This is a genomic window from Haladaptatus marinus (genome assembly GCF_051194195.1).
In genome coordinates this window covers 458,331-473,466 of record NZ_JBLZNK010000004.1, presented here as the reverse complement: position 1 = coordinate 473,466, position 15,136 = coordinate 458,331, and the positions used below count along the sequence as shown (strand labels likewise).

The following is a 15,136-nucleotide window of genomic DNA, read 5'->3' as shown; positions in this document are numbered from 1 at the left end:
AAGCTTGTTTCGAGCACTAGCATCATAACAAAGTCTCATTTGTATCTTATTATTTATCCGTAGCTATGGAATCAAGGGATACAGTAAACGCTAATGAGAAAGAGAGGTCGATAAATACATCACGAAGACGCATTTTGCAAACGACTGCGGCGTCGATGGCAGCATTCAGTGGATGCACAGCATTGACGAAATCGACGCCGCCCGAATCTGATTTTCAGGCAGAAACGGTTCACAGCGGATCGAATATCCCTACGTATCCATATATGGAAACGCCCAGCGATCCACTCGACGTCTCGCCAGCGCCGAATATTGAGAATCCAGTTCTCCGTCCGAGCGACGTCAGCGATACCGAGGCAAAATTTGTCGCCGATCCGTTCCTGTTCATCGAAGATGGATCGTACCACCTCTTTTTCGAGCTTCTCGTTGCTGATGAATATGGAAAGATTGGGCATGCAATCAGCCAGGACGGTCGGCAATGGGACTACAACCAGATCGTACTCGATCCTGGATACCACCTCTCGTTCCCGTATGTCTTCAAATGGGACGGCGAATACTACATGTCACCCGAGGATGGTCGCGACCCAAACGACGTTATCAACCTCTACCGCGCGACGGATTTTCCTACGGGTTGGGAAAAAGTCGTCGAGATGAACGCCCCGACGTACGGTGAAAACGATCACGTACTGTTCCGGTGGCAAGATCGATGGTGGCTGCTCGTCGGTAACAACAAGTCCGACGGGCAACTGCGGGGAGAGTTGTATCTATATTATAGCGATGAGCTAGTATCGGACAGTTGGACACCACATTCGGAGAATCCCGTCGTAACCGGTCGAAAAACCGCAGTACGACCGGCGGGACGACCGATTGTCCGTGACGACTATGTTCTCGTGTTTCTGCAGGACATCACCGTCGAATACGGGAACCAGGTCTGGGCCTATCAGATCACGGATCTTTCTCCATCAACCTATGTCGACACCCCTGCGATGGATAAACCGGTTGTCACGGGAACTGCCTGGACCGAAAAATTTGGACTTGCCGACCGAGCCGATAATTACCTCCCGATATCACTCTCGAAGGACTGGAATGCAGACCGTATGCATCAATTTGACCCCTGGTATGTTGGCGACAGCTGGCTCTGTGCCGTGGACGGGTATGGCGATGGCAACTGGTCGATTGGGATGTACACCGCGTCCCCGTAGGCTTGCTATCGACTGCTAGCGCATCCCTCCATCTTCAGGCGGAGGGTGAACGGGAGCCACAGTACATCCATTTGACGTTACCATACACGGAGGTTAAGCGGTCGCTCCCTGAGGCATTATTTGGTTGCAAGCGCTACAACCCCGTCAGTTAGTGCGGGGAGAAGTCACCTGTCTGTGTTCCCTCGAACACAGTACTATCTCAAGAACGAGCTCGTAAAATAGAGTCACAGGAATTGTACCAACTAATTTCCTAGTACAGTGGGTACAGATTCTGCAAATTCAGCTAAAAGGTTCAGCGCAATTTTTATCAATTACTTAGGATGTAAAACAGAGCTACCATCGGAAACGGGGGACATCTGCTCTCATCAAGGTCGTGATAGCAGCCGCAGTTCCTCGTCAACTTCGTAGAGTTAGCCCTTCAACAGTAGGCTGCTTAATGTGCGCTCGCGCCTCAACACACTGAACACTCTGAACCATGAGATGGGCGAGGCGTCCTCATCTGTGGGAATCTCGTCCTCCGCTGTGTCGAGGTACTATTCAAATTTCTGATTGGTATGCGAAGATCGGGTTGTTCCTCGCTCGACGGTTCCCATACCTGGTCAGGAAAGGCACCGAGCGGTTCCAAAAAACCATGGGGTGGCATCTGAAGGACACACCAGATCGGCAACTTTCGCGCTTGAACCGCCCCACCAGCAGTGACATGATAACATCACTTTAGTATGCCTGCTCTAAATATCGGAACATAGAAAACAAACGTATACTCGTGACGGGGAGAGCTGGTTTCATAGGCTCGAATCTCGCGAACTACCTTGCACAGTCGAACGACGTCATCGTAGTTGATGACGGCTATCTCGGGACTCCCGATAACCTCGACGATGCCGTTGAATTCTACGAACGAAGTGTACTGGAAGACGACTTGCCGACCGATGTAGATGTTGTATTCCACCTCGCTGCACTGTCGTCGTACAAAATGCACGAGGAGAATCCGACAAAAGGCGTCCGCGTGAATGTCGAAGGGTTCGTCAATACCGTTGAACAAGCTCGAAACGATGGCTGTGAGACTGTCGTGTACGCCTCCACATCGTCCATCTACGGCAACCGAACCGAACCGTCGCCCGAAGACATGGACGTGACAGTCAACACCGGCTACGAGGCGTCCAAGCTCGCACGTGAACGCTACGCTGAGTACTTCGCCAACCATTATGACATGCACATGGCCGGCATGCGGTTTTTTTCGGTGTATCAGGGCTACGGTGGTGCTGAAAAACACAAAGGTGAGTTCGCCAATGTCATCGCGCAGTTCGCTGACGACATCGCCAACGGCGAGTCGCCCGTGATCTACGGCGACGGCACCCAAACACGGGACTTTACGCACGTGGACGACATCGTGCGGGGATTGGAACTCGCTGCAGAACACCAGTTGACGGGAATCTACAACCTGGGAACGGGCGAGAGCTACGACTTCAACACGGTCGTGGAAATGCTAAACGACGAGTTAGGAACAAATATCGAACCGGAATACGTCGAGAACCCGCTCTCGGACGACGTCTACGTCCACGACACGATGGCCGATACGACAGCGATGTATGAGGCAACTGGCTGGGAACCGGAGATTGGGTTTGAAGAAGGTATCGAGCGGGTATGTCGGCAGTATAGATAAGTCGGATTACCAAGTGAGTCCTTCGTAAACGATCCCGTCTCGATTGTCGATAATCCGTCGACCGTCCACTACGACCGGATTGGCCATGGAGTCGAACTCGTCTTCTAACGCAGCAAATTCGTCCCAATCGGTCACAATTACTGCACCATCAGCATCGTCCAGTGCTTTAGGCGACGACGAAGTATATTCGATGTTAGGGAATCGTTCACACATATTTTCGGATGCCACAGGATCATAGGCGACGATTTCTGCATTGTTTGCCTGCAATTCCTCGATGACCTCGACAGAACGTGAGTTTCGGATGTCGTCTGTCCCGGGCTTGAACGCAAGACCAAGAACCGCAATTCGGTCATCTGTGATGTCGATTTGATTCTCCAAGAGGGAGAGCAATCGTTGTGGCTGTTTGTCGTTCACTTCGACTGCCGCCTGGAGCAATTCTGGTTCGTAGTTTTTCGCCTGTGCTGCTGCGATGAGTGCCGCGACATCTTTCGGGAAGCAACTACCACCCCAGCCGACACCGCTTCGTAGGAATCGTTCTCCGATTCGGTCATCAAGTTCGATCGCGTCGGCAACTTCGTACGAATCGACACTGTACTCCTTGCAGATATTACCGAGCTCGTTGATGAGGCTGTCTTTTGTCGTGAGAAACGCGTTGTTGGCGTACTTTATCATCTCGGCTTCGCGGATGCCTGTCTCAACGACCGACGCGATTCATCTCGATGGATGGCGGATCGATGTTGGATATCCGGAATATCAAGAAGAAGCGGAAGACCGGTTGGAGAAAAAGTGCAAGCGTCGTCCGTTTAGCAGCATAGGCCACATTTCTAATAGAGCCAAAAAATAGAATTGAGATCAGATGTGAATTTGGTTTTGTAAAATAATTACTTATTTTGTTTTAATGGAGTATTTGTTCATCATCTGTGATCCCCATCGGGGCATGCTGAGGTTCATAGAATGCAGTCAACTACTGCTGTGATACTCAAACATTTACTCGAATAGTTTGCCGATAAACCAAGCGAACTCACTTTGTTATGGTGTCATTGACCGGTGCGAAAATTTGATATTTACCTTCAAACACCTCATAACAATTCTTGTTGATTGTGATAATTGAGGTATGGTTTCGAGTAAAAGCATTGTTCAGCAAACACATGCAGATGACACTACCGTTTGGGAAAAACATGAGACACCTCGAAATGGCAAGCAATTTCAAACATTCGAGGACATCTGTAGATACTTGAGTGCCGACGGTGACTTCCGACATTCGTCGATGGAGGATGCGTAAATGCCGACCTATAACATCGTCGACGAAGGAGCGGACGACACCGGAACAGATGCCATCGACCCTGTTCTCGATGACCTCGTCGGAAGCGATACGACCATCGTGTTCCCACCAGGGACGTACAGACTCAACGAACTCGTTGTGCAATCGGGTACGAACGACCTCGAACTCATCGCACCGGACGGTGCCCGACTCGTTCCCGGTCAGTCAGGTGACAGCATCCGGTGGATCGACGTGTCCTCGAACGGGTTCGTGCTGGACGGCTTCGAGCTCGACATGCGGAACACAACGGTGCCGCCGTTCGTGCGAATGAACTCCAGCGCGGGTAACTGGGAGTTCAGACGACTCATCACCCGTGGGAAGGTGAGAGCAGCCACCGACTCGAATGCCGGGTCGAACACCTCGGGCGACGCTCGAACCTACTTTCGGTTGTCGGCAGCGGAGGGCACGCGCGGGCTCTTACAGGACTGCTACTTCCATGAAGGGTCATGCGAACCAGATGAAGCGAGCAATCGGCGCGCGATACTGGTCGAATCCGCGAAGGGGGAGTTGACGTTCAATCGCTGTTGGTTCGAAAGCTGGGGCGAGAACACGATTTATGCCAAAAAACCCGAAGGGCGGCTCAAAATTCTGAACTGCTTCGTTCGTAACACGCAGAATGGGATGCGACTCGGGGGATTTACCGATGTTCGTAACTGCGTCTCGATCAAAAACGACCGCCACCCTCGGCAGACGTGGTCGGGCGGGTCGCTCCAACGCGGCGTGAACGCGGAAGCCACCGACCCGGCGAATTCGTCGGCGGGCATCAACACGTACGACGGCACGCTCCTCATCGCCGACAGCGATTTTTACCACCGCTATCTGGACAGCAGTTGCGGCGGGGCAATCACGGCACCGACGCCGTGCCAGCGCATCGACGTTCAGAACGTTCGTATCAGCTATAATTCGACGAAGAATCACGACGCCATCTACACGTATGAGGGGCGGATGAGCGACGGCACACCTGCGAATCTCGAATACCTCCAACTCGAGGACGTCCACATCACCAACGACCACAATTCGGAGTACGGCGTCTACATCGGACAGGAGCCGGACACGTGGGGGACGGTTTCCGGCGTGATCGGGGGTAGTGGTCCACAAACCAACTCTACGTACATCGAGAATCAGATGACGACGAACGGGAATCCCACTCCACCAGATACGACGCCGCCACTGCCGAGTCCGCCACCACTTGGTGAGGTGCCGATGATGCCATCGCAACTGGTTCGCATTGATAACACGGGCAATAGTGCGCCGACGACGTATCAGATCACCGCTGGCGAGTATGCCCTTCCGGCGGGCACCAACGGAGCGACGATACCAACTGAATGGGGACCGGACGACGGGCCGACGCGGCCACCGAATGCGGAGGTCGCCACTGGCACGGTTCCAGCAGGACAGGCGTACGCGTTCTACGTGACCGGCGGTATCGTCTCGACGGAAGCGGAGGGTCCAGCGACCTGGACCGTCGATGGGGAGGTGTACAATCCGGGTGCTGAGAGTATATTCATGACGAGTACTATTACTTCAGACAGACAAATACCCAGAGATCAATGGAAACAAGCCGAAGCAGTCGTGCAACCGAATAATGTCGCCATCGCGAAGCCACACTCTTTGAACGGTGGCAGTCCGTCTCACGTCCGCTTGCGAAATGTAGCGAACGGGAATTTCGAATATAAACTCGAAGAATGGGCATACCAGGACGGACTGCACGAAGGGGAAACGTTCCATATACTCTCCATGGAACCGAGTGAGCGCGAGATACAACTGGGCGACGGTACTTCTTATCGGGTGAAAGCCGGAACCGTATCCGTCCAGACAGATTTCATTAGCGTTTCATTGGAGGCCTTCTTTGGTATGGAAACACCAGTAGTCCTTACGCAGGCGCAGACGTTCAACGGTGCTGACCCCATTGTTACACGACTAAGAAACGTCTCAAACGGTTCGTTTGAGGTACGACTCCAAGAGGAGGAAGCAAGAGGGGCACATGTAACCGAGACGGTCGGCTACATTGCACTCCAACAAGCGACGGGAGAGCTCAATGGCACACCATTCGAGGTACTACAAGCAGGTGAAAACTTCACCAACCAATGGTCTCGCATTACCTTCCAACAAGAGTACGAAGCGCCCCAGTTTATTGCCGCTCAGCAAACATTCAACGGTAGGGACACGGCAAACCTGCGCTATCAAAATCTCACGAGTACCGGCGTCGATGTCAAAGTTGAGGAAGAAAGAAGCGCAGATAATGAGACGGATCACGTCCCGGAAGCAATCGGGTACGCTGTCTTCGAAGGCTCCGTATGATATTTATCAAAGCATCCATAAGGATTAAAACGGACGTGAAGAGAAGGAACCGACTACAGGTGTACATCCCGTCCTTAGAGAACAAGCAACGTTCGATGAGTTCATTGAACTGTGTATAGGGTACGCTGACTGTCCTGAAAGGTGTCAATCTGCTCCTCCTATTACCCAACCTATAACTTCAAATTTTCAATAGTTCCGGTAAGTATCGTGGTTGAATCAATGAAATCTGCTCTATCTTTCATAACTAAAATTATATAATAATTAATATTTTAATTTGTGTATAATTATTTTTAATACATATAAATGTATATTTGCAATAATTATTCAAAAACTATATATTAATATCACTCTAAGAACTATTCTAGAGAATACTAGAGACAGAGTTTCATGAGTATTCTTGGTAGGGAAGAACGGCGATCTCATCAGGGAGTTCGCGTATCGGCTCCATAAGGACATATTATTACTTTAAAAAATAGGAGAAATTATCATCTTGTTCAATGTAGATTGGTAGTATCAAGCAACCAGGCATGACAAGAGAAACTAGCCAACAATGTCAAGACCTAGTTGAATTGCCGTGTCGCTGCCGATCAAAACACTGACTGATAGATGACACTTGTTACTTCGCGTACGCGGTGCTTAGTATCGGGACGACCATACTACAAGGAATTAAGCTATTCAGATGCCATGGAGCTGATCTCGTCCCATTTTTCTTACAACGGCTCTCCGAGGAAAATGGACTCACGTAGACGTCTTCGCGACCTAACTATCCTTTCTCGAATTATATCGGGTGGCCAGTTTGACTTCACCCATTGAAACCACGTTTCGACGTGGTTTCATATGCTCAAAGTGCCAAGCGACCGTTACGATATAAGTTAGGTTAACAGTTATCTAGCCTTTAGACATAGATTTTAAGAGTGCAAACGCTACAAGTTGCGCATCAAGCATTAAACGGAGGAATTCCTGTGGGACACATCTAGACAGTGCCTATTTACGGAAATGGTCAGGAGTAGACTACTGTAAATATCCTAAATCTTCAAGTTTCTGTTTAGTGCTTTCACTCATCTCAATAGACTCATCCGTTGATGCTTGATCAAACGATTCTAGCCATGCATCAAGTTCTGAATCAAGTTTCCCAGTAATTGTCGGATCTGAAACAGAGATATTATTGTGATCAGAGTCGCGAACTAGTTTGTGTTCTTTCGTTCGAACTGCTCTTAGTTTCTTATCAAGTCTCTCTAAGTTCTTTCGTGGAGTATCAGTCTTCTCACTCAGTCTGTCGATTGCCGGTTGAGGACATAGATACTCAGCAAACACATGCCTTCGAGTTGGTGTTGCCCTGTTTGGATGGATTGAAACTCCCTGTGAATAGGATGGTATACGTGCATTGATGGCGTCTAGGAGTGATGGGAACAGATCTAGTGTCTGAACCAAACTATCGGACTTACCACCCCTATTGAAACTGCCTCCTTGGATAATAAGCGGAACATGAAGGAGTGTATCGTGAAGAGAGTACTGATGATCCATCAAACCGTGATCTCCGATATTCTCGCCATGATCTCCGACAACGACGAATATAGTATCTTCCCACTCATTATAATCTTCGAAAATTGTCCTCAATTCACCAATTTGCTGGTCTAGGTATGCTATCTCAGCTCGATAGAGCCCCTGTAAGAGTTCAAAGTCATTGTCAGACATCTCTAGGTTACCAGAAACATACTCCCACGGTTTTTGTGGAATAGCGATTGCATCTTCGTATGAAGCATGCTTTGGTAAGAACTTCTCAGCCAATTCTTTTGGCGGTTGATAGTCAAGATGCGGCTCAAGATAATTAATAAAGAGGAAAAATGGATTTTCGTCATCTCGTTCGCTTATCCATTCTCGAACAATGGAATTAGTACGCTTTGCGCCATAATCTGAACGGCGATAGAAGAATTGGCCATAGACAGTATTCACCAGATTTGCTAGAATGTTCCCATTAAGAAAAGCTGCTATACCTTTTTTCATCTGGTCAGTGCCATGGGATGTGAGTTTCACTTCGCCTAAATCAGTATCTGTCTGGATGTACTGCCAAACTTTGTAGAATTGATCAAAACCACGCGATAAACCAAACTCATCAGTTACCCAAGCATTATTTGTGATACCGACGGTTTGATATCCCTTTTCTGAAAAGACCTCAGCAAGAGTAGCGAACTGCCCATCGTACGATTTATGTCCCGCATGAGTCCCATGTTTTGAGGTATATGTGCCAGTGAATAATGAGGTATGAGAGGGAAGAGTCCAGGAAGCATTCGAATACGCATGTGTGAAATCCGTTCCTTCTGATGCGAGTTTCTCCAAGCTCGATCCAGAAAGTTCTTCTCGAATATATCGCGTATCCGAAGCACGGGCAGTGTCCATTACGACGAGAACCACGTTCTTACTCATACTGAGTACCAATATACCTCTCGTTTGATTCAAAGGGTTAATAGGTTCTCTGTTTTTATCTTCCCGCGTCTTTACTCCACTAAAACTTCCAAAAGAATATAATTGTTAAAGTGGCATACTTGAGGTAGAGTGTCTACAAACAAACGACTAAATATGGAGGAGAGTAGTAACAATGCAGAGTCAATTTGTGTCTTGGCTTTAAATAAAAGGAGTTGGCAACATTCAAAAGCAGGAGGATCCGAACTCAATCTTGAAGAGACCCTCAAACGTCTTGGAAAAAGAGGACACCAAGTCCATCTTCTTACTGGCTCCGATGAAGGCAAGTCTCGGACAGACTACGACGAGTCAGTGTCGATACGACGAATTGGATTTGACGATCGATTTCCCGCCCCATGGGATGTCGTTATATCGTACATAACAATATCTATCTATTTTTATTATCACCTATATCGAATCTCTCCAGACGTAATTTATACAGTGAACACACCTCTCCCCTGGCCAGTGCTAACTCGTCATCCCCGCGTCTCAATATTTCATCATATTGCCATTGACTCGTTTTTTGACACGCATCCATTTCCACAAAACATACTAGGCTTTGTCTCACAATGGTTTGGAGTCTTCCAGGAACGTAACAACCCGACAGTGAGTGTGAGCCCAAGTACAACGGAAGAATTGATCTCTCGAGGACACGATCCAAATACGGTTTACGAGATTAGAAATGGACTCAGCCTAAAGAAATACAAACCCGGTACTGAATCAAATAAACCGCGTATAGTATATGTTGGTGGACTTGAAAGATATAAAGGAGTAGATCGAATTCCCGAGATACACCAAGCTATACAAGAGAAGATGCGTTCTCCTGTTCATCTCGATGTCGCAGGGAGAGATGGTCCAGTTCAAGAAATAATTGAAAAATACTGTGAAGAATTCGATGAGGCTAATTACCATGGATTTGTTACTGAGGAGAAAAAACTCGACCTACTACAATCTGCCTGGATATTTATTGCACCTAGCCGAGTGGAAGGGTGGGGTATTGCCGTCCTCGAGGCGAACGCTTGTGGCACTCCGGCAGTTGGATCGGACGTGAACGGACTTAGAGACTCAATCCGGGACGGAGAAACAGGATTGCTGGCCAAAGGTTCTGATCCAGAATTGTTCGCATCGAAAATCAAGCACATACTAATAGAAAGTGAACGACGTAGTGAGTTTGCAGAACAGGCCCGTTCATGGGCTGAACTTCACTCTTGGGAAGAGTCCGTTAATCAACTCGAAAAGCTCTTTTTATTGGTCTCTACTGGCGATGACTGATTTGTAGTGTGTCTCAAGCTTATCAATTTTCGATTCTATTGAGAAATACTGTTCTGCACTCTCTCGCGCGTTATTACTCATCTGTGAGAGACGGTTTTTTGCCGTGGCTAGTTCTATAATTGCTTCTTTCAGCATCTTTGGATTACCTGGGTCAGTCAAAATACTATTTGTCGTGTTTTCGACTCCAATTGTATTCTCAGAAAGTTTGGAAGCAATTACGGGGGTTCCCGACGCATAAGCTTCCATCATCGTCAAGGTAGGAAATGCTTCTCCACTCTTTGAAGTGAACAGAAAAACGTCGGCAGCTGCGTAATACTCTGCAAGTTCTTCGTCGGATATTCTCCCAAGGACATCCATATTACCGACTCTTTGGGCAGTGTGTTCAATTTTCTCGCGCATCGGACCATCCCCTGCCACAGCGAAATGGGCGTCAATATTTTCTTGATCTATCTTTTTAGCAGCCTTTAATAAAATATCCATCCCCTTTTTCTGTGACATCCTTGAGAGGGTGAAAAAGACTGGCGTGTCTGGGCCGCAATCGAACTTATTCACTCCCTCAGCACGATTTGGATGGAAATGTGCCGTATTGACTCCATTATTCAAGATTTTAGTGTCAGCTTTTTTCTCTAATTTATTCACATACTTTTCGATGTCTTGGCTCACACAGAGCACAAGATCAGCTTGACGCAGGTTCCAACGTCCAATTGTTTTATCATTAGTTAGTTCTATTAATTGGAGAGGAAACGAATACTCCACAAAGGGTGTATGTTGATGCATTACAACTGGAACATTAGAAGGAGTATACCGCAAAATCATAGCCGTAGTGATATAATTCATTCCATGAACATGAACGACGTCAAGCTCCGGATCACTGAGAATCTGTTTAATTTTTTGTCTTTTTTTAACAGGATTAGGTATGGGATAGGGAATGCCAAAATTTTCTGCAGGGTTCCAAGCATCGTACCTATATATCATGTATCCATCGCGTCGTGAATACTTAGAGTCGGCACTTACATTGCTACTGATAACCGTAACATCATGACCGCGTTTTGTAAGGTGTGTTGCATGAGACTCAACAACTGATTCAATTCCACCAATATGAGGGTGGAAATAGTGAGAAGCTAGTACAATTTTCATAATATCATTTATTCCATATTCGAGTGTTGTAGTGGCGACACACTAATTATCTGGAATTAGGTGGCTTGTCTTTTCTGGTTGACTCCCCTATTCGTTTAAATACCAATAATGTCCATTTGAGTATACAGAATTAGATCGATTAATCCTCTTCTGGAGAGCTGATTGGTTGATACTCTGTTGTGGCAATCCAAGCGCAAAAATTCCATCACGATACATACGCTCTGATAAAATAGTACCAGAAATATTATTTGAAGATATATATTTTTCATACTGTCCGTAGCGTTCAGCGTAGAACACTGCTTGTAAATCATGATATGTGTCTGGGTGTATGATTTTTACATACCCACTGCCCACACTCGGTGCACCAGATCCTACATCAGAAAGTAGGAGGCCACTAGCGTAGGTATTTATCCATTCACCAGACGCATCGGCACCAGGACCGTATGTCTGGATGTCATTTCTGATATCCGTCGCTTGGAGGTGAAAACTGGAGGAGAACGTTATTACAAGAGCAAAAATTAAGATTAACGTTACTCTCTTGTATCTATAAGAAATTCTATCGATAGCAAAAGCAACACCGATCATAATGACAGGTACCGAAAGCTGGAATGGTCGTCCAATAAGAAACGAGTGGCCTGAGGATAGATACAGTAAAGCTACAAATAAAATTGCAATACCCCAAGCAACAGCAATAACTGCTGTTGAGTCTGAGTCGCGTCCTCGAAGTGTTAGTACTGCCTTTTTTAAGGCAAGCAGTCCGCCATATCCACCAAGTGGAATCATAAAAACGAGAGGAATAAGACTGTAATAAGAAGGTGAAATTGCGGTTGGCAAAGGAGAACTCTGACCGGATGTGGGTAGAGATAATTTTAGTTCGAGTAATCTAACAGTGCTTGTTCGGATATAGAAGACATAGCTACCGAGCGGAATTTCGAATATTTGCATAGCTATTAATCCGCCTACTACTATCGGAAGGAGAAGAGAAACATACAATCTATTTTTGATCATCAATGAGATAAATAGTAGAACTACAACAAGACCTAAAACAAGACCAAAGTTCGGAGGATACCAAAAAAACAGTATACAGAGAAACAAGCAGAGTACAATAAGTTCGTGTATTGGTCTTGATGATTTTTCACGATTTTCAAATGCTCGGTAGAGAAGAAATGTAGATAGAATTATAATTCCGTTAGCAACAGAAGTGACGTTCATCGTATAATTTACTGGAATATTTGGAGCAATACTCCCCAACCCAGCGAGGAGAAATGCTAGTTTTCCTTGAGTGACTATCTTCCTGAAAAGGATAAAATAAGAGCCCCAAATGAATAAATAACCTGGGAAAAAGATATAAAAGATGTTTGCTTGAAGACCAGAAATAATAGATAACTCTGAGAGAAAAATAGGGAGAATGGGAAGATTCTCGCGTGTCTTTATCTTACCCCAGTTTCTAAGTACAAGATCAACCCGGTTTAATTGGCTAAACTGTGCACTAATCCGACCGTTTTCTATAATTTTTTTTATAATATAATCATCAGCATAAAAGAACACATCGCGATAGTAGTCGGTAGGAGAGAAAATCGATATTGAAATAATCGGAATGACAGCTAATAAAATCGACAGAGATGTGACAAGTCTCCAATCATATAAAACCGACCTATCTAACCGACTCGTCTTATTTATCATGGTAGGTTAATTTCTTATATAATCCAAACAATCCACTTCGCTGTGTAAACCGGAATACTCGGTTACGGATCGATACACCGAGAATTTCTTTATAACGATTTGGATATTCCTCCCGCAATAGTTTTTCATTCTTGTGGATATATTCGGCGCGCGGGCGCGTTGGGTGTTGGACGACAATTCGTTCTGAATAGAGGCAGGAACCGTCTCCATCTCGTTCCATTCTCCATCCAAATTCCGTGTCTTCTCTCCACCGGAAATACTCACTTCTGAATCCACCAACAGCGAGTGCTTCTGAACGGTCAACTGCAAGATTCGAGGTTAGATAGCCTCTCTTGCCAGAATAGTTGAGCGAACCGGTCACCTTCCCTTCAGCACAAATAATACTATCATCTTCCATTATATCGTAAATATTATTAATCCAATCATTTTTAGGAATACAATCATCGTCAGTGAAAGCGACGATGTCTGCGTTAGCAACATTGAGTCCAATATTTCGCGCTTCACACGCATCAATTGTATCATCATTCACGACGATAATTTCAAACTGACCTTCGAACTTCTGTTTTGACAATTCAATAACAACAGAATGATGTTCGCTATCTGGAATCGTAGGAATAACCACAGAGAGATCCGGGTTCTCTGACCTTTGATACATTTCAACCGATAAAATTGTCGAATGGAACGATTCAATCATTGCATGGGAGTATACAATGGACAGTCAAATACGTACTGATTGATGCATTGAACCGACAAATACAAATTAATCTATCGGCAAGATATTAACGGATGAACAGCGTTGCCATTGTCGTATTAGATACTCTTAGGTATGACTTATTTGAAGATAATTTTGAATGGTTAGATGGAAAGTGGTACTCAAACGCATACTCAACATCTCATTGGACTGTCCCTGCTCATGCATCACTTTATACTGGTAAGTACCCCAGTGAGGTTGGTGTTCACGGAACCTCTGTGTGGCTAACCTGTGAAGAAGAAACCATTGCAGAGACGTTCAGATCAGCGGGATATTCGACATCATTGATTTCAGCAAATCCACATATCTATATGTGGCCAGGTTGGGATCGTGGTTTTGATGCATCCTTCGGACCCTCCCAACTACGTCCAGGAAGTGAGAATCTTGTTGATTGGCAGCAATATTTTGCAAAGAATGATACTGAAGGGCCGAGAAGATATCTTGATGCTGTTAAGTATTGTGTTAATTCGGAAAAAAATACATTTAAATCCATAATATCAGGAATTAAAGCCACTTTTAGTGCCAGAAAAAAAGGTGCAAAAAATATACGGGAACGGGTTCGACAAACCAATTATGATGGCGATCAATTTCTGTGCATCAACCTAATGGATGCTCATACCCCCTACAATCCACCTAAATCATATACTGACTGTGATGTTCCTGTTGATGTGGTTGCTGCAGATGCATTTTCAGACAGTGTAAACAACGCGGACGAGATACGACAAGCATATTTTGACTCATGCTCTTATCTTTCAACCATATACAAAGATATCTTCAATGAACTCAGTAAGCAATTTGACTATATAGTAACCCTCTCTGATCACGGCGAAATGCTTGGTGAGTATGGAATGTGGAACCATAGTTACGGACTATATCCTGAGCTCACTCACATTCCACTTGTTATCTCTGGAGATGAAATTGAGAACGAGAAAATAAGTGATGCTGTCAATATACTCGATGTTCACCAAACAGTTTGTGACCTCAGTGGAGCTGAAGTGAAATCAAGGGGCCGAAATATTTTAGAATCCTTTGATAGAAAAGAACTTCTCACTGAATACAAGGGTCTCCTTTCTTGGCATCGGGAGCAGTTCGCGAGAGCAGGTATTTCGGAAGAAACCTTTGAAGAACACAACCCATCACTTGACGGAATTGTAACAGAGAGTGGAGAATACGGCTATGAAACACACAGAGAGGGAATCAAAACGACTGAGAAACTGAGTATAGAAGACGCTAAAGAGAAAATTAAGACTCTTAAAACACAACTTGACCAGAAAGACGTTCAAGATGTCCAAGAATCTGAAGTATCTGACAATGTGAAAAAACAACTGAAAGATCTCGGTTACGCATAAACC

At 45.8% G+C, this 15,136-nt stretch carries 9 protein-coding genes and 1 pseudogene; 5 read left to right on the top strand and 5 right to left on the bottom strand.

Going from position 1 to position 15,136, the window contains the following annotated elements; genetic code table 11:
* Positions 1-263 precede the first annotated feature (263 nt).
* A complete protein-coding gene (locus ACN2TU_RS16100) occupies positions 264-1,199 on the top strand; it encodes a glucosamine inositolphosphorylceramide transferase family protein (RefSeq protein ID WP_435156761.1) in 936 nt (311 codons plus the stop codon).
* Positions 1,200-1,941: 742 nt separating this feature from the next.
* The gene (locus ACN2TU_RS16095) at positions 1,942-2,859 is read left to right on the top strand and encodes an NAD-dependent epimerase/dehydratase family protein (RefSeq protein WP_435157055.1); all 918 of its coding nucleotides are present in this window, start codon (positions 1,942-1,944) and stop codon (positions 2,857-2,859) included.
* 6 nt (positions 2,860-2,865) lie between these two features.
* Here ACN2TU_RS16095 and ACN2TU_RS16090 read toward each other — a convergent pair.
* Positions 2,866-3,561, bottom strand: a pseudogene (locus tag ACN2TU_RS16090) (nucleotide sugar dehydrogenase); the annotation flags it as partial.
* A gap of 580 nt (positions 3,562-4,141) precedes the next feature.
* Between ACN2TU_RS16090 and ACN2TU_RS16085 the strand changes: the two are divergent.
* A complete protein-coding gene (locus ACN2TU_RS16085) occupies positions 4,142-6,481 on the top strand; it encodes a hypothetical protein (protein ID WP_435156759.1) in 2,340 nt (779 codons plus the stop codon).
* Between the two features lie 1,011 nt (positions 6,482-7,492).
* Here the strand turns inward: ACN2TU_RS16085 and ACN2TU_RS16080 are convergent.
* The gene (locus tag ACN2TU_RS16080) at positions 7,493-8,905 is read right to left on the bottom strand and encodes a sulfatase (RefSeq protein WP_435156757.1); all 1,413 of its coding nucleotides are present in this window, start codon (positions 8,903-8,905) and stop codon (positions 7,493-7,495) included.
* Between the two features lie 153 nt (positions 8,906-9,058).
* Between ACN2TU_RS16080 and ACN2TU_RS16075 the strand changes: the two genes are divergently transcribed.
* Positions 9,059-10,213, top strand: coding sequence for a glycosyltransferase family 4 protein (locus ACN2TU_RS16075; RefSeq protein ID WP_435156756.1), 1,155 nt, complete (start codon positions 9,059-9,061; stop codon positions 10,211-10,213).
* On the opposite strand, the gene ACN2TU_RS16070 is transcribed toward ACN2TU_RS16075, so the two are convergent.
* The 3 genes from ACN2TU_RS16070 to ACN2TU_RS16060 form a co-directional block, all read right to left on the bottom strand.
* Positions 10,187-11,350 carry a glycosyltransferase family 4 protein gene (locus ACN2TU_RS16070; RefSeq protein ID WP_435156754.1) on the bottom strand — a complete coding sequence of 388 codons (1,164 nt, stop codon included), beginning with the start codon at positions 11,348-11,350 and terminating at the stop codon, positions 10,187-10,189. The two genes, ACN2TU_RS16075 and ACN2TU_RS16070, sit on opposite strands and share 27 nt — an antisense overlap.
* A gap of 87 nt (positions 11,351-11,437) precedes the next feature.
* Positions 11,438-12,898, bottom strand: coding sequence for a hypothetical protein (locus ACN2TU_RS16065; RefSeq protein WP_435156753.1), 1,461 nt, complete (start codon positions 12,896-12,898; stop codon positions 11,438-11,440).
* A gap of 124 nt (positions 12,899-13,022) precedes the next feature.
* On the bottom strand, positions 13,023-13,727 hold the full coding sequence (locus tag ACN2TU_RS16060) for a glycosyltransferase family 2 protein (RefSeq protein WP_435156752.1): 705 nt from the start codon (positions 13,725-13,727) through the stop codon (positions 13,023-13,025).
* A 92-nt stretch (positions 13,728-13,819) separates the two neighbouring features.
* On the opposite strand from ACN2TU_RS16060, the gene ACN2TU_RS16055 reads away from it, so the two are divergent.
* A complete protein-coding gene (locus ACN2TU_RS16055; RefSeq protein ID WP_435156751.1) occupies positions 13,820-15,133 on the top strand; it encodes a sulfatase-like hydrolase/transferase in 1,314 nt (437 codons plus the stop codon).
* Positions 15,134-15,136: the final 3 nt, after the last annotated feature.